The organism is Hymenobacter swuensis DY53, assembly GCF_000576555.1.
Taxonomy (GTDB): domain Bacteria; phylum Bacteroidota; class Bacteroidia; order Cytophagales; family Hymenobacteraceae; genus Hymenobacter; species Hymenobacter swuensis.
On record NZ_CP007145.1, the window covers coordinates 741,855 to 763,605 of the forward strand.

Sequence of the window (21,751 nt, forward strand, 5' to 3'; positions counted from 1 at the left end):
CCGGCGGGCTGGTTTCCCTGTCTCGTTAGTAATAAGGCACCCGCAGGCCGCAAACTATAAGTTGCGACGCGGGAACAATTCTAAAAAAATTAGTCTTATAATCTGTTGTCTTTTGAAGTGTAAGCTTCTATTTTTAAGCCGAGAAAGCACCCTATGAACGACCAGCGCATTCAGGAGAAGCTAAGTATTTTGGCAGACGCCGCGAAGTACGATGTATCGTGCTCCAGCAGCGGCGGCAAGCGCAAAAACGTGGATAAAGGCCTGGGCAATGCTGAGGGTATGGGTATCTGCCACAGCTACACCGAGGATGGCCGCTGCGTGAGTCTGCTCAAGATTCTGCTCACCAACCATTGCATTTTCGACTGCGCCTACTGCGTATCGCGCCGCTCCAACGACGTGAAGCGCGCTGCTTTCACGGTGGACGAGGTGGTGGATCTGACCATGAATTTTTACCGCCGCAACTACATTGAGGGCCTGTTCCTGAGCAGCGGCATCTTTTCCTCGCCCGATTACACAATGGAGCGGCTGGTACGCATCATCAAAAAGCTGCGCACCGAGCACCGCTTCAATGGCTACATTCATGTAAAGGCCATTCCGGGTGCGTCGGAGGAGCTGATTCAGGAGGCCGGCCTGTATGCTGACCGCCTCAGCGTGAACATCGAGCTGCCTTCGGAAATGGCGCTGCAAAATCTGGCCCCTGAGAAAAACTACGCCGAAATTCTGACGCCGATGGCCCAGATCCGGGACGGCATCACCCAGAATAAGGAGGAGAAGGCACTGTTCAAGAAGGTGCCGCAATTTGCCACCGCCGGCCAAAGCACCCAACTCATCGTGGGCGCGTCGCAGGAAAACGACCTGCAAATCATCAACCTGAGTGACTCGCTCTACAAGGGCTACGGCCTCAAGCGGGTGTACTACTCCGGCTACATCCCCATCACCGACGATGCCCGCCTGCCCCAAGTGACGCAGCCGCCCCTTATCCGGGAGCACCGCCTCTACCAAACCGACTGGCTCATGCGCTTCTACGGCTTTCAGGCCGATGAAATCCTGGACCCCACGCACCCGTTCCTTGATCTGGAAATCGACCCCAAGCTGGCCTGGGCCCTGCGCAACCGCCACGTATTCCCGGTGGACGTGAATACGGCCGATTACGAGATGATTTTACGGATTCCCGGCGTGGGTTCACGCTCGGCCAAACGAATCGTGGCCGCCCGCCGCTTCGGTCCGCTCAGCCTCGACCATCTGCACAAGTTTGGGGTGGTGCTCAAGCGGGCCAAGTTCTTCCTCACCTGCCGGGGGCAGGCCCTCTCAACGCGTGACTACGACGAGCAGACCATTCGCCGCCAGATTTTGTTTGGGGCCGGTTCCGTCCGCTCCGCCTTGGTTACCCAACAGTTAGACCTTTTTGCTCAAGCCTCCTGAAATGCGTTGCCAGTTGTGAGTTAAGAGTTGCCAGTATCGTGCTGGCAACTCTTAACTCACAACTGGCAACTGAAAACCAAACTGCCATGACCGTGTCACATCGCGCTGCCGCCGCGTCGGCTTCTTCCGCCGCCGCTTCCCATCCGTCGCCCCTGAAAGTTGCCCGCGTGGCCTGCTGCTGCAGACTGGCTGATTTGTTGCCTATGGTCCAGCAGATGCACCGCGAGGTGGCACGCCGTTCGGTAAGCAAAGCCGCCCAATCGTCGGAGGCTGCCTGAAACCCAGCCGCACGTCATTCCAAGCTGGCCGAGGAATCTCGCGTGCTGATGTTATAGCGGTACCCAAACCTCGAAACGTTATTCCAAACAAAGCCTAGGAGCCTAGCTCGGTTGCCGTTGTTTCACTAGCCTAGGGTTTAAACCCTGGGCTACGGAGCGGTGGTCGTTGGAATAGTTTGGCGACGTCAGCACGCGAGATTCCTCGGCCAGTTCGGAATGACGTTCTAAGGGTTCTTTGCAAAACAGTTCTAAGCATGGCCGTTTCCCGTTTTTCCGCGTCATCGTTGCCGACTATTGCCGCTGCTGCGCAAACCCGGCGGCCGGCTCCGGTCCTCAGAAATCCGCCCCTCGATTACGCCTACGATGGCACGTTTGAGGGGCTGTTGACGGTGCTGTTTTCTATTTATGACCGGAAGGCGGCACCTAACAGCATCCAGCCGCTGGGTGCGGTACAGGGCGGGCTGTTTGCGCAGCCGGTGGAAATCAGTACTAATGAAGCCACGGCGGCCCGGGTGTGGGATGGTTTGCTGCGGTATTTGGATAAGGAAGCGCGCACCCGGTTGTTTCACACGTTTCTGAGCGAGCAGCCCGACCGGGAACTGCTTATTTTCCGGTACACCGATCTGGCCATGCGTACCGGCCGCGACATCTCGGAGCATTACGCCGACGACAACGTACGCCGGGTGCAGCGCGTGGCTCAGCAGATGTACCGCGAAAAGCACCGCATGGAGGCCTTCGTGCGCTTCGAGAAAACCCGAGACGGCCTGTTTCACGCCACCATTGAGCCCGATTTCGATGTGCTGCCGCTCATTGCCGCGCACTTCACCAAGCGCTACGCCGACCAGCGCTGGCTAATCTACGACCAGCGCCGCCATTACGGACTCTACTATGACCTGCACCGCACCGACATTGTGCAGTTCGACAATGAGGCCGCGCCGCGCCGGCACGCGGGCGTGTCGGCCACGGTACTGGATGAGCGGGAACCCCTGTTTCAGGTGCTCTGGCAGGCCTATTTCGACCATGTGAACATTCCAGAGCGCAAAAACCTGAAGCTGCACCGCCGCCACATGCCGCTGCGCTACTGGAAGTATCTGAGCGAAAAACAGCCCCGCACTCAGCCCTTCCAACCCATCCAGAACAAGCGCCCCGTGCAACCTGGTGGCCCCGCACTGGCGGCATCGCCCATCGAAAAGGAGTAGGAGGGAGGCGGGAAAGCCGTAATTTGCAGCCGTACCGTTTCCGCCTGTCATCCTGAGGGGAGTGAAGGGCTTTATTTCGCCTGAACAGTTTGTGCTTGAATGAAGTCATTTTAGCGCAAACCAAGCAAGCGGGATAAGGTCCTTCGCCATATGTTCAGGATGACAGCTGGGACTTCTTCCGCTTATTCTATGGGTTCAATTCTTGTTTTTGGTGGAGCCGGCCAGTTGGGTCAGTGCCTGCAACTGGTAGCGCAGCAGCGCAGCATCTCCAACATTGTGTTCCTGCCCGAGGAGCAGGCCAACATTCTCAACACCGACACGCTGCGGGGAGTTTTTGCCGAACACCAGCCGGCCTACATTATCAACTGTGCCGCCTACACGGCTGTGGATAAGGCCGAGGAAGAGGTGGACATAGCCCGCCGCGTAAACCGCGACGGGGTGGAAAACCTGGCCCGCCTCTGCGGCGAGTTTGGCACCACGCTGCTACACGTTTCCACCGATTTCGTGTTTGCTGGCACCGGCAACGAGCCCCTGCTGGAAACCGACGCGGCCGAGCCCATCAGCGTGTATGGCCTCACCAAGCTGGAAGGCGAACAGGTGATTCCGCCGCATACCAGCCAGTATTTCATCCTGCGCACCAGCTGGCTGTACTCCGAGTATGCCGGCAACTTCGTGAAAACGATGCTGCGCTTCGGTAAGGAGCGGGAAGAAATGCGCGTCATCTGGGACCAGCTGGGCACCCCCACTTACGCTATTGATCTGGCCGGGGCCCTGCTCCACATCATCCAGACCGGCAGCACCGCCTACGGCATCTACCACTACAGCAACGAGGGCGTGACGTCTTGGTACGATTTCGCGGTGGCTATTTTCGAGCTGGGCGGCCTGCCCACCCGCACCGTACCCATCCGCACCGCCGAGTACCCCACCAAAGCCACCCGCCCGACCTTCTCGGTGATGGATAAAACCAAGGCAAAAACTGCCCTGGGCCTTGCCATTCCGCACTGGCGCGAGAGTTTGAAGGTGTGTATGGGGCGGTTGGCGGAGTAAAGCTAGGCTATAATGCCTATCACATTTGATAGTGCATTTTTATGATTAGGGCAATTATGTTATCGAGGCTTATATGAAATGGAAGCGCACCCGGATTCGTGGTTTAAGACGCCACTTCCGAAACTTGCGGCAGCGAGCTAAGAAGCCAAGCGAAATGGGGCTAGGAAGTTTGGAATGGCTCACACGCTTTCAACAAACCTATCACAAAGTAATTGCTGACCCCTGGGCCAACTGTAATAAAGTGCCCCAGAAGCCGGAGTTCCGCGCCCTTTGGGTAAAGCGTTTCTTATGCACCTTCCCTTATTGGCAAGCGCAGTTAAGGAGAAGGTATTCTGATTTCTACTTAGCTATTTGGTTGTACGAGCCAACTGCTGAAGACTTCTGTGAATCTCGACTCATGGTTGCCGTGAATGAGCGTACGCTATTTTATGAAAACTACTTTGTTGCAGCAGAAGACATTCCGTTACCCGCAGAATACTTAGCCCTACCTGGAATTGAAACGCTCAACTGGCAAGCGTATCCTCGATTGGGGTCATTCTCTCCTGAAGAATTTGAGGAGGCGGCTACTTGGGTAGCTAATAAGCCCTATCATCTAAGTGTGACGGAGCAAGGCGAATCCTGCATCATCGTGCATTTCGGCTGGCATTGGGTCGGTCAAGCACATAAGCACCAATAAGTAGCTACCTCACTGAGTATGCTGCTTATCATTTGATAGGAGGTTTTTTTACTGTTTCACTTCGCCCATAAAACCGATTCGCCAGATACGCCAGCACCACCAGCGCCAGGCCCACGGAGCAGACGCCCATCCACTGAAAATGGTCCCAGGCGAGGCCGCCGAGGAAGGAGCCGGCGGAGGCCCCGATAAAACAGGCCGTCATGTACACGGTGTTGAGGCGGCTGCGGGCTTCGGGGCGGAGGCTGAAAATGCGCGTCTGGTTGGAAATATGGGTCATCTGCTGGCCCACATCCAGCACCACTACGCCGGCAATGAGCCCCAGCAGGTAAGTGCCGCCGAAGCCCAGCAGCACGTAAGCCCCCAGAAACAGCAGAATCCCGAGGTTCAGGGCGTAATCGGCTCCTTTGCGGTCGGCTGATTTGCCGGCGAAGGACGCGGCGAAGGCCCCGGTAGCCCCGATGAGTCCGAACAAACCGGCCACTTCGGCTCCGTAACGGTAGGCCGGGCTTTCCAGGAAGAACACCAGCGTGGTCCAGAACGCGCTGAAGCCCCCGAACATGCACGCGCCCACCAGAGCCGAGCGGCGTAGCACCGGCAGTTCCCGCACCAGCGTGCCCAGGGAGCGAAGCAGACTGCCATAGCTGCCCGCGTACTGCGGCTGGTTGCGCGGCAGCATCCGGGCCAGCACGGCGGTGAGTGCCACCATCACACCCGCACCCACCCAGAACATGGTGCGCCACCCGAAATGCGCCCCCACGTAGCCACTGATGGTGCGGGAGAGGAGCACACCAATCAGCAAGCCGCTCATTACCCGGCCCACTACCCGCCCCCGCTCTTCGTCGGCGGCCAGGGAGGCGGCCATGGGAATGAGCAGCTGCGGCACCGCCGAAAACAGTCCGATAAGCAGACTGGCCGCCGCCAGCATCCCGAACGAAGGGGCCAGCGCGGCTACGGCCATGCAGGCGGCCGAGCACAGCAGCAGCCCCAGCGTCAGGCTTTTTCTCTCCCGTTTGTCGCCCAGCGGCACCACCAACAGCAGGCCCAGGGTGTAGCCAACCTGTGTAATAGTAGCCACCAGGCTCGCACGGCTTTCCGACAGCCCAAACGTGCGCCCGATTTCGGCCAGCAGCGGCTGGTTGTAGTAGATGTTGGCCACTACCAGGCCACAGGTCACGGCCATTAGCCACACCAGCCTGGGAGCCATGCGGGCCGGTACTTTTGGCGCCGCTACCACTGGCTGCGCCCCTCCACTCAGGTCTGTCATGCAAGCAAAAGCCGCCGGACAAATCGTGCGGCGGCATAAGTACGAACAGCAGAAACCGATAAACACGCCGGAAGGTTACGGCGGGAGTGAGTGAGTGAGTGAGTTGCAAGCAGCGCGAAGCAATCCTTCCTCTCCAAAGTGATAGACCTCGAAGAAACAGAAAGCCTCTGACGGCCATGTTGGTATCAGAGGCTTTTTGCAGGGTTACTGTTTGCGCTTCGAAAAGGAAGGATTGCTTCGCGTTGCTCGCAATGACAGCCGTTCATGCTCTCACCCCAGTAACTGGCGCTTGTACATGCCGGGCGTCACGCCTTCGTACTGCTTGAAGAGCTTCTGGAAATAGGCCGTATTGTTGAAGCCGGCCCGGAAGCAGACGTCGGCTACTTTACTCAAGGGGTTGCGCAACAGGCGCTTGGCCTCGGCTATGCGCTCCTGAATGATGAATTCCACCGGCGTGAGGCCCAGCTCGCGCTTAAACACGCGGAAGAAAGTGGCCTTGCTCATGCAGGCCAGCTCCGAGAGCTTCTCCACGGTAATCTGCTCCGTGAGGTGCTGCTTGATGTACTGCACCACCGCCGCAAACCGGTGGGAGGTGGCGTGCTGCTGGTAGTTATGAAACAGCAGCTGCCGGGCCTGGGTCTGCATCAGGCGCACCAGCATTTCCTGAATGGTGAAGCCTGCCAGTACATCCTTTACCCGGCCCGTGTCGCGGGAAAGCTGCACCAAGCGCTCCAGGGTACTGGTGAGTTCGGGCGTGTTCTGGAAGTGGGCGTGGTCCAGGGTATCAAGGTGCCAGGGGAGGTGAGCTTCGGAACGGGGCTGCTCCTCATTCAGCAAATCCACGGTTTGGCGGATGGTATCGGTGGGGATGGCCACGGCCAAACACTGGGTGGGGTGCTGCTCATCGGCCTCAGGGAAGTCGATAACCATCGTTTCGTTTTCGCCCACAATCACCGACTCGCCGGGTAGGTACTCAAAGGCGGGCTGGCCGGGCAAGTGCATCACCTTTTTGCCGCGCAGCATGGTGGTAAGCACCACGTGGCCCATGTTCAGGGGCACCTGGTGGGCCGTCTGGTGGGTTTCAAACACGTTCAGCTCGAAGGCATCCAGCGCGTACACCGTGCGGTTTTCGACCAGTGTGGTCAGCTGTTGGGGCGGGCGCAGGGCGACGGGAGCGGGCAGATGCGGCATAAGCTAGGAAGGCATATGGCGCCGGTGCCCGCAAGGGCCCCGACGGGTGGGAGAAACAGCTAAAGCTAAAAACCGGCGGAGCAAAACTCAACCTCCGGCCCACTTGGTAACCTTTCTACAACCCGCTGAGTCAGGGGAGAGTTGCAGAATGAGGTGAGTGAGTGCTTACATTTTGCGAGAATAGGTGGCTTTTATTGCGACGATAAGATACCTGTTTCGCCGTAATCGGCCCTTAGCTTGGAGTATTGAATTAACCCACCAATTCTACTCCCGAATGGAAACGCTCGAAAAACCCACCACGCTCGTTGAACGCCCCAAATTCAAATCCCACTACGATAACTTCATCGGGGGCAAGTGGGTAGCCCCGGTGAAAGGGCAGTATTTCGAGAATATTTCGCCCATCGACGGGCAGGCGTTCTGCAAAGTAGCCCGTAGCTCGAAGGAGGATATTGACCTGGCCCTCGACGCGGCCCACGAAGCCTTTAAAACCTGGAAAAAAACCTCGGCCACGGAGCGCAGCAATATGCTGCTTAAAATTGCCGACATCATCGAGCAAAACCTCCCGCACCTGGCCGCTGTGGAGTGCGTGGAAAACGGCAAGCCCATCCGCGAAACCACCCTGGCCGATTTGCCGCTGTGCGTGGACCATTTTCGCTACTTCGCCAGCGTCATCCGGGCCGAGGAAGGCTCCGCCACTGAGCTGAACGCCACCACCTTGTCGCTCAATATTCAGGAGCCGCTGGGCGTGGTGGGCCAGATTATTCCCTGGAACTTCCCGCTGCTGATGGCTACCTGGAAGCTGGCCCCGGCCCTGGCTGCCGGCTGCTGCGTGGTGATGAAGCCCGCCGAGCAGACGCCTGCTTCTATTATGGTACTGATGGAGCTGATTCAGGACGTGCTGCCCGGGGGCGTGCTCAACGTGGTGAATGGCTTCGGGCTAGAAGCCGGCAAGCCGCTGGCCTCGTCGCCGCGCATTCAGAAGGCGTCCTTCACTGGCGAAACCACCACAGGCCGCCTGATCATGCAGTACGCCGCCGAAAACCTGATTCCGGTGACGATGGAGCTGGGCGGCAAGTCGCCGAACATCTTCTTCAAATCGGTGATGGATGCCGACGACGACTTCCTCGACAAGGCCCTGGAAGGCGCGGCCATGTTTGCCCTAAATCAGGGCGAAATCTGCACCTGTCCCTCGCGCATGCTGGTGCAGGAGGATATCTATGATGAGTTCATTGAGCGGGTAATTGCCCGGGTGAAGGCCATTAAGCTGGGCAACCCGCTGGATATGGAAACCATGATGGGCGCTCAGGCCAGCAACGACCAGTTCGAGAAAATCCTGAGCTACCTGGAAATAGGGAAGGCCGAAGGGGCGGAGGTGCTGTGCGGCGGCGAGGCTTACTCGCAGCAGGATGGGGCTCTGGCCGAGGGCTACTACATCCAGCCGACCATTTTCCGGGGGCACAACAAAATGCGCATCTTCCAAGAGGAAATCTTCGGGCCGGTGCTGTCGGTGACCACCTTCAAAACGGTGGAGGAAGCCCTGGAAATTGCCAACGACACGCTCTATGGCCTTGGCGCCGGCGTCTGGACCCGCGACGCGCACGAGCTGTATGAGGTGCCCCGCGCCATTCAGGCTGGCCGCGTGTGGGTGAACTGCTACCACGACTACCCCGCCGGGGCGCCCTTTGGTGGCTACAAAGCATCCGGTTTCGGCCGCGAGAACCACAAGATGATGCTGAGCCACTACCGCCAGAACAAGAACATGCTCATCAGCTACAGCCAGCAGAAACTGGGTTTCTTTTAGTAGATACGTGAAGGAGGCAGATGGTGAGTTGCGGTTCCGCTGGCCCGAGTTGTGCCGCCGGAAAAGCAGCTCACCATTTGCTGTTTCGCGCAACCTCGGTTAGCCGGCGTATATCTCTGGAATGGTCGGTTATCATGCTGTCGATATGGGAATTACAACGTTGTTGCGTTGCTTACTGCCGGGGTTGATGCTTGCCGTCGGGGCCAATGCGGCTTCGGCTCAGAAGCTTCCGCTGCCCGGCCACAAAAACCCCGACTGGACGCTGCTCAAAACGGAGCCTTTATACAGCAGCCCCGACGCCGCGCCTAATCAGCCCCAGCCGGTGCCCATGCCCAACATTGACGCCCGTGGCGGCATGAAGGACAGCAGCGGCCAGTGGATCATCTATTACGACCCGCTCCGCAACGTGCGCTACAATATGGCCGACCTGAAAAAGAACCGCTTGCGGGTGCAGGACCTTCGCACGGGCATCGTGTACACCTACGCACCTAAGAAAGGAGCCTCCCCCAAACCATTGCACTAACCGGTTCCGTCAGTTACTGCCCTGAACCTTCTCCCGCCCATGTCCACTGAACTTACTGCCCGCGTGCTGGTCACGCCCGCCGCCGAGGCCACCATCGACCTGCTGCGCGACGAGCACGGCCCGCTCATGTTTCACCAGAGCGGCGGCTGCTGCGACGGTTCCTCGCCCATGTGCTTCGCCAAAGGCGAATTCCGGGTGGGTAGTAACGATGTGTGGCTGGGCCGCATTTACGGCTGCGACTTTTTCATGAGTGCCTCGCAATTTGCCTACTGGAAACACACCCAGCTTACCGTAGACGTGGTGAAGGGTCGGGGAGCCAGCTTCTCGCTGGAAATCCCGCTGGGCGTCCGGTTTCTCATTCGGTCCCGGCTGTTCACCAAGGAAGAGGAAGAAAATATGGCCCCGGTGTATGATGGGGAGGAATACCCGCAAGCCACTGAGGCCTGAAACGACTCAAACGCACAACGTCCCCGGCAACCAGGTTGCCGGGGACGTTGTGCGTATAGAGAGGATGGCCGGAGCTACTTCACTTTCACGGGCAGGCCTTCGAGTTGCACATAGCTGAGCTTCCAGGCATTTTTCTTGTTTTTCTTCCAGAGCAGGATGAAGTTTCCCTCTCCTTCGCCGGTTGGCTGACCGGGGCCTTCGGGTACTACCTCCGTGGAGAACGTGCCGGCTTCGTAAGCCGTGCTGGCATCGGTACCGGAAGAGGTAGAGTACAGCTTCAGGTCGGCAATGGTGCCCATGGTGGCGCGTACCCACTTATCGGCTACTTCCGATTTGCCATTGAAGCGCGTGGCGCCCTGGGCGTACTGCACATCATCAGCCAGCAGCGTATCCAGCTGGGCAGTATTTTTTGCATTCCAGGCACCAATGAACTGCTGGTTAAGCGTTTTCACGTCAACAGCGGCAGCCTCATCGGCTTTGGGTGCGGAGCAGGAAGCCAGTAGCGTACCGGCGAGCAGAAAACCAAAAATGGGTTTCATGGAAACAAGAGTTAGGTGGAGGCTGAACGGGAGAAAGTAAGGAACAAAAAGCCCAGGCCCGGAGGCCTGGGCTTTGAAGCTAAGCGAAACGAATCGGACTACCAGCTTTTCCGACGCACTTCCGAGGTCGGATAGGCTTCGTCGCGGGCACCGTAAGCGGTATTAGGCAAATAGGCTGAGCTCATGGCTAAAGTAGCCGGCGCAGCGCCGGGAGCCGAGAAGCTGCTCATCATGGCCGGAGCAGCCGGGGCGGCGGCTACCGAGGCGGCGCGGGCAGCGGCCTGGCTGCGGCCTTGGGCAATACCGGAGCGGTAAGCGGCAGCACGACGAGCTTCGGCCTGACGGGCGGCAGCTACGCGGGCCGCTTCGGCGCGACGCTTGTTATCGGCGTTGCGGCCCACCGAATACCCAATAACTCCACCAGCAGCACCCCCTACGGCACCACCTACTACGCGGTTCTTTTTGTTGATGAGGGCACCGGCAGCGGCACCACCCAAACCACCAATAATGGCCCCTTTGGCACTGGAGCTAACCTTGCGGTCCTGAGCAAAGCTGCTGGCAATGGTGGTAAAGAACATCACAAGAGCGAGAAGCAAACTTACCTTTTTCATAACGAGGAAATGTTAGGTTCAGTAGGCCGGTTGTGTCGTGGCCCTGAACTTCGTTTTACAAGCACCATGCCAATACGGGCAGAGGCAGGTCCGGGTTTAGCTCAACACTAGCGACGACGACGGGGCTTTCTGTGAGACGGTAGTCGATGTAAAATAGCCTGTATTCACCTGATTAGTGGCGTTTTTCGTAGGAGAAAAAGATGGAAGAAAAATTCTTATTTCGGGTGGCGGAAAGTTTTTTTCTGACCGGACTGGGCGTACTCCTGCTGCCCGAAAACCAGGTGCCGGAACTCCGGCCATTCAACCTGCACACCGCTTGGCGGATTACGTTGCAGTATCCCGGGCTGGAGCAGCAGGTGGCCGTTGCCAGCCTAGAGGAAATAGCGCGCCCCAATGAGCCGGAAACCCGCGCCCTGCTGCTTACGCAGGAAGGAGCCGCCCTCGTACCACCCGGCACAGAAGTATGGTGGACAGGCCGGGAAGCTACTTGGGAGGAGTTGAGCTAGCGCAGCCAGCCACCTGCGTCCAGCCAGTTGTGCAGTCGGTCCATCCAGTGGTCCGGGGTGGTGGGGTTATGCATTCCGAATCCGTGGCTGCCTTTCGGGTACAAGTGCATTTCAACCGGGACTTTGTGTTGTAGACAAGCCTCATAGAAACGCAGGCTGTTCTGCACCTTCACTACCTCATCGTCCTGAGCATGCAGAAGGAAAACGGGCGGCGTTTGGGCCGTAACCTGCTCATCGGCGGAATACAGCCGGATTTGCGCGGCTGTGGGACGCTCGCCCAGCAAATTGGTGCGGGAACCCAGGTGCGCCAGACTATCGGAGAAGCTGATAACCGGATAAAGCAGCACCAAAAAATCGGGGGTGGCGGAAGTGGTGCTGAGGGTACCGGCCGGGTAGCCGGGTATTCCACGGCGACTAGCACCAACCCAAGCCGCCAGGTGTCCACCCGCTGAGAAACCCATCAGCCCGATACGCGTCGGGTTCAGGCCGAATGCCTGACTACGCTGCCGCACCAGCCGCAGGGCCTGTTGCGCATCCAGTAGCGGAGCGGTGGTTTTATCGAGCTGGGTTTCGGAGTTGGGGAGGCGGTATTTCAGCACGAAAGCGGTAATACCCCACTCGTTAAGGCGGCGGGCCACGTCGTAGCCTTCGTGGTCTATGGCCAGCCGGGCGTAGCCACCGCCAGGACAGATGATAACAGCGGTGCCGTTGGCTTTGGCGGGTCTGAAGACGGTGAGGGTTGGCTGCAGGACGTTGGAAACCCGGATGCTGCCATTGGCCTGGGTGACGACTACTTCCCGCTCGTTGCTGGGTCTGGCATTTGGTACGGGGCCTTCGTACAGCGGAATGACGGGCTGAGGCTGGGCGTGAAGCACGGGAGAGGAAAAGCCGAGGAAAATCGTGAACAGCAACGCTTTCATACGGCACAGGTGAGATGATACGGGCTGCAAATACGCGAAGTGCAGCCGTAAGTTAAGCCTCTGCCAAGGTGCCGGCGGCCTTTTTCAGGGTAGCAGAGCTACTCCAGTCGCGGAGTTGCTGCTGTACCAGTGCCGGCACCGCCCGGCGGGTGCGCCCCTGTACATCGGCGTACGCTTCAACCAGCTTCCGGGTGTTGCGCAGAGGGGTAGCTGGCAACAGGGGCAGCACTGCTTCCAGCAGTTGGCGCAACGCATCATCGGTACGCGGGCTGATGGCGCGGGCCTGGGCTAAGGTATCAGTAAGGCGCTGCACGGGCACAAATTCGGCGGCCAGAAGTTTTCCCAGAGCTTCGCCTAGCGTTGCCGAATCTAACCGCCCGTTTTCCACTGCCGCCAGTAGCGCCTCCAGGGCCACCGCCCGACATACCGGCGCTCCGTGCGTGAGCCCCAATGCCAGCAGCAGGGTAGCCGGTTCCGTGAGTACAGGGCCGGGAGCCAACAGGCCCTGCAGTACGGTTTGTAGAGCCGTCTGAGAGCTGGACTCCTTATCATCGGTGCGGCAGCCAATCCGAATCAGATGCCAGTAAAGAGCGTCAGCGTTGTTCGGGAGCAGGGTGAGCAGAAAGGGAAGGTCAGCGTTCAGCGTCCAGAGCGAGTAGGCATTTGTCTCGCTGGCATGCAAGGAGTATAGCAACAGGCCCGAGGGAAGCGGCAGACCGGGCTTATTGCCCGACACAACCAGCTCCTGCCAGGAAGTAGTTACGACGGGGCGCTCCTTGTTCCACTTTTGATAATAGGTGTGCGACTTCCGCTCAAAAGCCCAGGTAGGCTGCCAGGCGTGCTCCAGGCCCGGATAATTGGCCAGGGAGCGTAGGGCGGGGAGGGTGGCAGCCGGTTGCTGCGTACGCGCTGCCACCGACCACAGCCAGGGTAGTGCCGTGGTGAGGCTGGCAGCCGGCTCTGTGGCTGGGGGACGGCGCAGAAAGGGAATGAGTTTGCTTAACCGCTCAGTGAAGCTGCGCTCAATAGTCTTTGCTGCAACAACTGAAGCCGGCAGCGTAAGAGCCGAAGGGCCCAGAAACGATTCAAGAAGGGGGTACAGGCCAGGGTTGTGAAAAAGGGGCAGCAGACGACGCGCGGCGGCTACGTCTTCGGGGGCCGTAACGGCCGTACGGGCCAGGGCCAGGCACAGGTCGGCGGGGTTGGGCTCTTGGCCGGCGTCTTCATAAGCAAGTAGGCGGCGCATCAGCACTGAGGGGGCTACCCAGTGGGGGGCATGCGTGGGGGTGCTCAGCAAAGGCAGAGGAGTTCCTGCGGCTTGTAAAGCGGCTTCCACGGCCGCCAGCCGCTGTTGCTCCACCCGCAGCAATGGGTCGTAGTGGCTGTACTGCTGGTTGTGCGTAGGCACTGCCGCTACCTTGAGGTGCGGAAAGCCCAGGTACCAGCTCATAAGTAAAGCCAGCAGCATTTCGCGTTGCCCATTGTGGTTGCTGCCAAAGGAATAGCTGAACAGGCCGGTCCAGGTTTCGTCTTCTGATTTGCTTTTCAGAGCCCAGGGCAATGCCTGAACCAAGTACGGATGCAGCTGCCGGGCGTAATCTTTGGGAAACTCGCTTTGCAGGCGCAACAGGCCATCAAGCCAGCGTTCCACATCGGCAGGAGTATTGTGCTGTAATACCTGACCGGTCAGGAAAAGCAGCTCATGCCAGTCACGCACCGGCGCAATAGCCGTGGCGGCAGAAATATCCGGTACAAAATCTGCCTGAGGCACGTACACGGCGGCTTCACTCAAGGATACGTCTTCCTCCTCGCCGGGCAGATACGGTAGCAGCAGCATACGGGCAGCGGGAGCCAGGAAGTCGGCGTACAGGCAGAGGTTGGTGGTCGTGTCGGCGGTGGCTGCGGCAGAAAGCAGGGGTTTTCTCGCGCCCAGAATAGTTTTTAGCAATTTGGCCGCGCGTTCCTGCACGGTGGCATCTGCATTGGCCAGGGCAGTGGTACTGAGGCTGGCCAGAAGCGGAGCAAGCGTCGTGTCGCGCTTCAGAAGCTTCTCAAACCCGCTGAACAAGGTGCGCAAACCGGTTTTCACGTCCTGGCGGGTCAGCAGGCCTTCGGCATACAGCAACAGGGGCGCGGCGGCAAACTCAGGCTCAGTCCACAGGGGCTTAAGTTGATCGAGTGCAAAGTTGACTACCAGCGGGAGGGGGTGCGCCAGTAAATCTACCACCTCATTCTGGCGGGCCAGGCACTCGGTAGGAGTGGGCGTAAGGGCCAGAAAGAGGTTTTTGAACCACGTCAGCAAGGGACGCCGGAAGTCGCGGCGCAGGGCCAACAAGCAGCGGTTGAGCAAATCTGCCCGCTCCAGATGGCCCGATTCCACTAGCCGAGGTAGCAGGAGCAACCAAGTAACGTGCGGCTCATTCTGCTGATAAATGGCGGCCGAATCGACGGGAGTATCGAAATCAAACAACAGTGGCAGGTCGCGTTCCAGCAAGGTGACATCCGTCTGCAGGAAGCGTAGCACGTCTGCCGTCGTTTCCTGATTTTGCTGTTGGGTATTGCGGCTGTACGCGTTCAGCTGTTGCGCCAGGGACTGCGCAAACAGCCACGCATCATACTCAACCAATCCGGCATCGGCTAATTGCCGCAGCCGGGAGTAGCCGATAACTTGCCACGGTGAGCTTCGCGTAACGCGTAGCAGCCAATCAGTAAGCCACGTCGGGCGGGTGTGTTGTAACAGCTGCAGCAGCAGCTCCCAGTGGCCGTAGTCGTGTTTCGGGTGTTGGTGTTGGAAATTCCAGGGCAGATCGAAGGTGCGAGCAGCAGCCTCTTTGCGCGAGTAGCACGCCACGCCGGCCAGAAACAGCAGCGGCCCCCGCTCAAACGGAAACCGGGAGTTGCCCAGGTTCCAGTTGTTCATTTCACGATACAGAGCCTTCGTTTTCGGCCGGATGGCCAGCAATTCCTGCTTAGTGAGGCGGAGCAGAAAATCAACCATTGCCTGCGCCTTACCATGGCGGGCAATGTGCTCGAACGTTTCAAGAGTAGTCATAAACCGACGGATAATTTGTGTTAAACATCACGCAATTCAGCTGTGTACAGGGGGCTATTGCTTCACGAAGCGCATCTGAGCGGCCAGAATATGCTTGCAGGGGCCGCGCTGGCCTTGGTTGCCGCTAAACCAGGGGCAGGTGCAGCGGAGTTGTTCAGGGCCGCCCACCAATACCGTGTGCCATACGCTGGTGCCTCGTACCCGCGCCTCCGTAAGGCCACCGGGACCCACGCTCACCAGCTGCACATCATCAGCGGCTGCCAACAGGGCGCGGGCATTCTTCAGGCGCGGATTCAGGCTGATGATACGCTGCATTCTGAAGGGCAGGCGGCGGTAGAAGAAGTGGTTCTCCGTCAGATCGAAGCCCAGCAGGCCCATGGCCGAGAGGCTGGCGCAAAGCCGGTCCACGGTGTCGGGAGCAAGGCCGTTTTCGAGGGCGAACAGGGTGGGGTTAAAGGTTTCATTGCCCCGGAACAGGGCGTTGGCCCCGGCCACCCACTCGGCGGGCAGCTCGTCTACCAGGGCTTCCAGCTGGTTGCCCTCACCCGAAAACCCGCGCCACGCATCCGCCGACAGCGCCAGCACAAACTGCTGACCGCCGCCCAGTTCCAGCACGAAAGCCGCTGCCTGCCCATCAGGAGTAGCGTATACGCGCAGAGTCTCACACAGCGGCAGTAACCCTTCCAGCAGCCGCAGCCTGTGCACGCCGCCCACCCGTACCGCGCCGGGGCCGCCCACTGGCGCAAAGCTGGGCCGGGGGCCGCGCAGTACCAGAAAAAAATCGGTGCGGGCAATGCCGGCGGGCAGGTTCTGCACCAGCTGCACAGCTTGCAGGCGCGTGAGGCGCAGCTTTTCCTCCATCTGGGCCAGGTAGCCCTGCACGGTGGTCAGTCCCTTGATCCAGCGCTCCGGCAGCGCCACTTTGCGCTCCGTCACGCGTCCCTCAGCCCGCTCCAGCACCACTTCCTGCTCACCCACCGATAACAGCACTGGCTCGGTGCGCGAAATACGGGCCAGGGCATTTACCATCGGCTCGTTGAAGTCCACGTTGGTAGTGCCGCTGCGCAGAAACTCGCCATCCAGTGCCTCCGGTCCCAAATCGAGGCGGGCGTACACGCCATTGCACGATGAAAACGCTTCAAACCGCAGCATGCCGGACCCGGCCGTTACAATCGGGTCGCGAAGCACAGCGCTCTGGGGTACGAAGCGGGCCGCTACCACTTTGGCCAGCGTACTCAGGCCCCGCGCCGCCAGCCAGGAGTCGCGCAGCCGGCCCTGAAAGAAGCAGGCTGTGCCCGCCTCTACAGTGTCTTCAGCAAAGGCCGATAACAGCAGCGCATTTCCTTCCGGACGAGCCTCCAGCGCCGACGGCCGGGCGTAAGCATAAGCAAAATCAGTCATAACAGTGGCAGTTGGTTATGATGCCAAGTAAGCGAATTATTTTGGCATGTGCTAATTATATTAGTAGAAAGCATATTCGATATGCTCTGCAGTGAACTAAATTATTTAGCTGAATATTTTGGCTAGTAAGTGCGCTGGAATGGCCGTGGAGATGCGTATTGTGCGTCTTACAGTTGCTAAATGTGTTGTGTCTGCGCGGTGCCGGGTCGTTCAACACCGAGGCGCGAATACGTTTCTTTAAACTGGGCACGAAAAAGCCCCGGCAGCGGGGGCTGTCGGGGCTTTCATAAAGGCAAAACAAACCGAACTACGCCGGTTGCGGGGCGGCAGAATGGTCACCTTCGCCGGGGCCTGCTTCTTGGGGGCCGCCGTGTTCTTCGTCGGGTTTGTAGTTGGCTTCCAGCTCGGCTAGTTTCTCTTTGCCGTAGGCGAAGCGGGTGATGAGCACGTAGAGCACCGGCACGATGAAGATGGCCAGCAGCGTTGCCGAAATCATGCCACCGAGCACCGTCCAGCCGATGGTCTGGCGGCTTTGGGCGCCGGCCCCGGAGGCGAATACCAGCGGCAGCACGCCCAGAATAAAGGCCAGCGAGGTCATGATGATAGGGCGCAGGCGCAGACGCACGGCCTCCAGCGTGGCATCTACCAGCGGCATGCCTTTATCTACCCGCTCCTTGGCAAACTCGATGATCAGAATGGCGTTCTTGGCCGACAAACCGATCAGCGTAATCAAGCCAATCTGGGCGTAGACGTTGTTGGTGAGCTTGGGCAGGAAAATCAGCGCTAGGATGGCCCCGAACGCGCCCAGCGGCACGGCCAGCAGCACCGAGAAAGGCACCGACCAGCTTTCATACAACGCCGCTAGGAACAGGAACACGAACGTGAGCGACAAGGCGAAGATGTACACCGTCTGCCCGCCGGCTAGCTGCTCCTCGCGGGTCAGGCCCGAAAACTCGAAGCCATAGCCGGCCGGCAACGACTGGGCCGCCGTTTCCTGCAGGGCCTTGATGGCGTCGCCGGAGGAGTAGCCGGGGGCCGCGTTGCCGTTGATTTCGGCCGAGCGGAACAGGTTGTAGTGCGAGATAAGCGGGGCCGACTCGTTGCGCTTGTAGCTGGTAAGTGTGCTCAGGGGTACCATGCCGCCGCTGCTGTTGCGCACGTAATACTGGCCCAGGTTGCTGATGTCGCCGCGGTACATGCTGTCGGCCTGGGTTACCACGCGGAAGTTGCGACCGTACACCGTGAAGTCGTTCACGTAGGCCGAGCCCAGGTAGGTGCGCAGCGCAGTGCCGATGTCGGAGATGGATACGCCCAGCTTCTTGGCCTTTTCGCGGTCAATGGTCAGCTCGTAGCCGGGCGTGTTGGCGGTGAAGAACGAGAAGGCGCCGGTGATTTCGGGCCGCTTGCGCAGGGCGCCGAGGAAGTTCTGCAGCTGCGCGTCGAAGTTCTTGATGTCGCCGCCCGCCTCACGTTCCTGGAGCACGAACGAGAAGCCGCCGGTGTTGCCCAGGCCCGGAATGGCCGGCGGCGAAATCACCACCACGTTGGCTTCCTTGAAGCGGCTCATGCGCTTCTGGATGGTGGCAATCAGGCCCTGCAACTGCAACTCTTTGTCCTCGCGCTCTTCCCAGGGCTGCAGCTGGCAGAACACGGTGCCGCTGTTCGATTTGGAAGAGAAGTTGACGGCGTTCAGGCCGCCCAGGCCGGCGTAGTGCCGAATGCCCTTCACCTCGCTCAGCTCCTTCATAATGCCCTTGAGCGTACTCACGGTGCGCTCGGTAGAGGCGGCCTCGGGCAGGTTGAAGGTGATGATGATGCGGCCTTCGTCCTCGGTGGGAATGAAGCCGCCGGGCTTCTTGGCGAACAGCAACCCGGTGCCGGCAATGATGCAGACCAGAATCACGACCACGAAGCGGCTGTGCTTGATGCCGCGCTGCACGCCCCGGCCGTATTTGCTGGTCACCTTATCGAACCAGGTATTGAACTTGTAGAAGAGCTTGTCGAGCCCCGTGGAATTCTCGTCGCGCTTGTGGGGCTTGAGCAGCAGCACGCACAAAGCCGGCGTGAGCGACAAGGCCACGAAAGCCGAGATAATCACGGAAATGGCGATGGTGATGGCGAACTGCTGGTACAGCCGCCCGGTGATGCCCGGAATGAAGCCCACCGGCACGAACACCGCCGCCAGAATCAGGGCAATGGCAATAACCGGGGCCGAAATTTCGCGCATGGCGGCCAGCGTGGCATCCAGGGGGCTCATGCCCCGCTCGTTCATGTTGTGCTCCACGGCTTCCACTACCACAATGGCGTCATCCACCACAATGCCAATGGCCAGCACGAAGCCGAACATGGTGAGCGTGTTGATGGTGAAGCCCAGCGGGATAAACATGATGAACGTGCCGATGATGGACACCGGAATGGCTAGCACCGGAATGAGCGTGGAGCGCCAGCTCTGCAGGAACAGGAACACCACGATAATCACCAGCACCAGGGCTTCCACCAGCGTGTGCAGCACTTCCTCGATGGATACTTTCACCACCGAGGCGGCCTCAAACGGCACCACGTAGTCGAGGTCGGCGGGGAACTGCTTTTTGAGCTGATCCATGGTCGCCACCACGTTTTCGTAGGTTTCGAGGGCGTTGGCGCCGGGGGCCTGGTACACAAGCAGGTAGGCCGAGCGTTTGCCGTCCACGAAGGAGTTGTTGGCGTAGTTGAACTTGCCCAGCTCCAGCCGCGCCACGTCCTTGAGGTACACCACAGTGCCGTCGTCGGGACGGGTTTTCACGATGACGTTGCCGAACTCTTCGGTGTTGGTCAGGCGGCCTTTCACGAACACGATGTACTCAAACGTCTGGCCCGTCTGGGCCGGGGGCGCGCCGATGGAGCCGGCCGCAATCTGGGCGTTCTGCTCTTGAATGGCGGCCGTGACTTCCTGGGCCGTTACGCCGAGCTGGCTGAGCTTATCAGGCTTGAGCCACACGCGCATCGAGAAGTCGTCGGCGCGGCTCACGATGTCGCCCACACCCTTGGTGCGCAGCAGGGCGTCCTTCACGAACACGTTGGCGTAGTTGTCGAGGAAGGTGGTGTTGTGGGTGCCTTTGGGGGCGTACATGGCCACCAGCATCAGAATGCTGGGGTTCCGCTTGCGTACCACCAGGCCCAGGCGCTGTACTTCCTGCGGCAGGGTCGGCTGGGCAATGCCCACCCGGTTCTGCACGTCGAGGGCGGCAATGTTGATGTCGGTGCCGACTTCGAAGTTCACCGTCATGCTCATCTGCCCGTTGCTGGTGCTGTTGCTTTGCAGGTAGGTCATGCCGGGTGTGCCGTTCACCTGCACTTCCACGGGTGTGGCCACGGTCTGCTCCACGGTCTGAGCGTCGGCCCCGGTGTAGGTGCCGCTCACGGATACGGTGGGCGGCGTAATCTCCGGATACTGCCCCACGGGCAGATTCAGGATGGCCAGCACGCCCACCAGCACAATCACCAGGGAGGTGACAATGGCCGTAACGGGACGCCGGATAAAGGTTTCTGCAATCATTTTCTTATAGCTGTTAGCTAATAGCTGCTGGCTGTTAGCTGATGTTCGGAAAGGAGAAGGAAGCTGGCTAGGCGCTGCTGAGGAAAAAAGCGAACAGCTACTAGCCAGCAGCTAACAGCTTATTTGGCGGCGGTAGGAGCCGTAGCGGGGGCGCCGGTGGTAATCTGGCCGCCGTCGCGGAGGCGGTTGAGGCCTTCGGTCACTACTTTGTCGCCGTCCTTGATGCCGTTCATTATCACAATCTGGTCGCGGAGGCGGGGGCCGAGTTGCACTTTGCGCTGGTAGGCCTTGCTGCTGTCGCCGGCGATGAACACGAAGTTCTCGCCCATCTGCTCCACCACGGCCTTAAACGGCACCACCAGCCGGCGGCCCGACTGCCGGTTGAGCACGTTGAGCACGGTGCTCATGCCGTCCTTCAGCTCCCGCTTGGGGTTTGGGAACTGCACCCGAATCTGCACGGTGGCCGTCTGCTGGTCCACGCCCCGGTCGATGGCCAGCATCTTGCCGGGCTGGGCGTAGCGCGTGCCATTGGGCAGCATGAGGCGGAACGTGGAATCCTGACGGCCGCCGCTTTGGCGCTGCAAATCAGCGAAGCGGCTCAGGTCGGCATCCGGAATCACGAAGTCCACGCCCATCGGGTCTTCGGCGCTGATGGTGTTGAGCAGCGTGGTGCCGGGGCTCACCTGCGCCCCCAGCCGCACCTGCGAAATGCCAATGCGGCCTGTAAACGGCGCGTTAATTACGGAATAGTCGAGGTCGGTGCGGGCCAGGGCCACGTTGGCCTGGGCCTGGGCCACCTGGGCCTGGGCGGTGGAGTAGCTGGTGGCGGCGTTGTCGACAATCTGCTTGGCAATGGCGTCCTGCTGGGCTAGCCGCTGGTAGCGGTTCAGGTTCACCTGAGCGTTCTGCACCACGGCCTGGGCGCTACGCAAACCGGCCAGGGCCTGCTGGTAGGCGGCCTGGTACTTGCGGCGGTCAATCTCATAGAGCGGCTTACCCTTCTGCACCAGGTCGCCATCCTTGAAGTATATCTGGGTAATGAATCCGGCCACCTGGCTGCGCAGCTCCACGTTGTTGAGGGCTACTACGGTGGCGGGGTACTCATCGTAGTACACCGCGTCGGTGGTGCGGGCGGCTACCAGCGTAACGGGCGTGGCCGGCGGCGGACCGGCAGCTTTTTCGTCTTCTTTCTGGCCGCAGCTGGCCAACGCCAGCAGGCCGGCGGCGAAGGAAAGGCGGAGGAGGGTATGTGTCATATGAAAAGCAGGAGCAGCGGAAAGGATGAGGGTGCAGCGGCGGGCGGCGCGGGTGCCCAGGGTTGAAACCCTGGGCTATGGAT

The 21,751-nt window shown here is 59.7% G+C and carries 17 protein-coding genes; 8 read left to right on the forward strand and 9 right to left on the reverse strand.

Annotated features, from left to right (window positions below; translation table 11 throughout):
* The first annotated feature begins 153 nt into the window (after positions 1 to 153).
* The 4 genes from HSW_RS04700 (at position 154) to HSW_RS24100 (ending at position 4,622) form a co-directional block, all read left to right on the forward strand.
* Positions 154 to 1,422: a putative DNA modification/repair radical SAM protein gene (locus HSW_RS04700; RefSeq protein WP_044001025.1), complete on the forward strand. Its 1,269-nt coding sequence runs from the start codon at positions 154 to 156 to the stop codon at positions 1,420 to 1,422.
* A 532-nt stretch (positions 1,423 to 1,954) separates the two neighbouring features.
* Positions 1,955 to 2,899, forward strand: a complete 945-nt coding sequence (locus HSW_RS04705) for a TIGR03915 family putative DNA repair protein (RefSeq protein ID WP_052346120.1) — start codon at positions 1,955 to 1,957, stop codon at positions 2,897 to 2,899.
* 189 nt (positions 2,900 to 3,088) lie between these two features.
* The gene (rfbD, locus tag HSW_RS04710) at positions 3,089 to 3,946 is read left to right on the forward strand and encodes a dTDP-4-dehydrorhamnose reductase (RefSeq protein WP_044001026.1); all 858 of its coding nucleotides are present in this window, start codon (positions 3,089 to 3,091) and stop codon (positions 3,944 to 3,946) included.
* A 73-nt stretch (positions 3,947 to 4,019) separates the two neighbouring features.
* The gene (locus HSW_RS24100; RefSeq protein WP_155832820.1) at positions 4,020 to 4,622 is read left to right on the forward strand and encodes a hypothetical protein; all 603 of its coding nucleotides are present in this window, start codon (positions 4,020 to 4,022) and stop codon (positions 4,620 to 4,622) included.
* Positions 4,623 to 4,650: 28 nt separating this feature from the next.
* On the opposite strand, the gene HSW_RS04715 is transcribed toward HSW_RS24100, so the two are convergent.
* Together HSW_RS04715 and HSW_RS04720 are read right to left on the reverse strand one after the other, a co-directional pair.
* Positions 4,651 to 5,886: an MFS transporter gene (locus tag HSW_RS04715; protein WP_394332385.1), complete on the reverse strand. Its 1,236-nt coding sequence runs from the start codon at positions 5,884 to 5,886 to the stop codon at positions 4,651 to 4,653.
* A gap of 270 nt (positions 5,887 to 6,156) precedes the next feature.
* Positions 6,157 to 7,077: an AraC family transcriptional regulator gene (locus HSW_RS04720; RefSeq protein WP_052346121.1), complete on the reverse strand. Its 921-nt coding sequence runs from the start codon at positions 7,075 to 7,077 to the stop codon at positions 6,157 to 6,159.
* Between the two features lie 274 nt (positions 7,078 to 7,351).
* Between HSW_RS04720 and HSW_RS04725 the strand changes: the two genes are divergently transcribed.
* The 3 genes from HSW_RS04725 to HSW_RS04735 all read left to right on the forward strand — a co-directional run bounded on the left by HSW_RS04725 (position 7,352) and on the right by HSW_RS04735 (position 9,848).
* A complete protein-coding gene (locus HSW_RS04725; protein ID WP_044001027.1) occupies positions 7,352 to 8,878 on the forward strand; it encodes an aldehyde dehydrogenase family protein in 1,527 nt (508 codons plus the stop codon).
* 184 nt (positions 8,879 to 9,062) lie between these two features.
* A complete protein-coding gene (locus HSW_RS04730; protein ID WP_155832821.1) occupies positions 9,063 to 9,401 on the forward strand; it encodes a hypothetical protein in 339 nt (112 codons plus the stop codon).
* 39 nt (positions 9,402 to 9,440) lie between these two features.
* Entirely contained in the window at positions 9,441 to 9,848 is a 408-nt protein-coding gene (locus tag HSW_RS04735) for a DUF779 domain-containing protein (protein WP_044001029.1), read from the forward strand.
* Positions 9,849 to 9,922: 74 nt separating this feature from the next.
* Here the strand turns inward: HSW_RS04735 and HSW_RS04740 are convergent, their stop codons facing one another.
* Together HSW_RS04740 and HSW_RS04745 are read right to left on the reverse strand one after the other, a co-directional pair.
* Positions 9,923 to 10,387 (reverse strand): DUF4440 domain-containing protein, encoded by a 465-nt coding sequence (locus HSW_RS04740; RefSeq protein ID WP_044001030.1) that lies wholly within the window; start codon positions 10,385 to 10,387, stop codon positions 9,923 to 9,925.
* 98 nt (positions 10,388 to 10,485) lie between these two features.
* Positions 10,486 to 10,998 (reverse strand): YMGG-like glycine zipper-containing protein, encoded by a 513-nt coding sequence (locus tag HSW_RS04745; RefSeq protein WP_044001031.1) that lies wholly within the window; start codon positions 10,996 to 10,998, stop codon positions 10,486 to 10,488.
* A gap of 200 nt (positions 10,999 to 11,198) precedes the next feature.
* Here HSW_RS04745 and HSW_RS04750 point away from each other — a divergent pair, with 200 nt between their 5' ends.
* Complete coding sequence (locus tag HSW_RS04750) at positions 11,199 to 11,504, forward strand: hypothetical protein (protein ID WP_044001032.1); 306 nt, start codon at positions 11,199 to 11,201, stop codon at positions 11,502 to 11,504.
* On the opposite strand, the gene HSW_RS04755 is transcribed toward HSW_RS04750, so the two are convergent.
* The 5 genes from HSW_RS04755 to HSW_RS04775 all read right to left on the reverse strand — a co-directional run bounded on the left by HSW_RS04755 (position 11,501) and on the right by HSW_RS04775 (position 21,668).
* A complete protein-coding gene (locus HSW_RS04755) occupies positions 11,501 to 12,424 on the reverse strand; it encodes an alpha/beta hydrolase (RefSeq protein ID WP_044001033.1) in 924 nt (307 codons plus the stop codon). The genes HSW_RS04750 and HSW_RS04755 overlap by 4 nt on opposite strands.
* Positions 12,425 to 12,476: 52 nt before the next feature.
* The gene (locus HSW_RS04760; protein WP_044001034.1) at positions 12,477 to 15,476 is read right to left on the reverse strand and encodes a DUF6493 family protein; all 3,000 of its coding nucleotides are present in this window, start codon (positions 15,474 to 15,476) and stop codon (positions 12,477 to 12,479) included.
* A gap of 54 nt (positions 15,477 to 15,530) precedes the next feature.
* Positions 15,531 to 16,877 (reverse strand): SWIM zinc finger family protein, encoded by a 1,347-nt coding sequence (locus HSW_RS04765; protein ID WP_044001035.1) that lies wholly within the window; start codon positions 16,875 to 16,877, stop codon positions 15,531 to 15,533.
* Positions 16,878 to 17,184: 307 nt separating this feature from the next.
* Complete coding sequence (locus tag HSW_RS04770) at positions 17,185 to 20,412, reverse strand: efflux RND transporter permease subunit (protein WP_052346122.1); 3,228 nt, start codon at positions 20,410 to 20,412, stop codon at positions 17,185 to 17,187.
* Positions 20,413 to 20,531: 119 nt separating this feature from the next.
* Positions 20,532 to 21,668, reverse strand: a complete 1,137-nt coding sequence (locus HSW_RS04775) for an efflux RND transporter periplasmic adaptor subunit (RefSeq protein ID WP_044001036.1) — start codon at positions 21,666 to 21,668, stop codon at positions 20,532 to 20,534.
* Between the last annotated feature and the right edge of the window lie 83 nt (positions 21,669 to 21,751).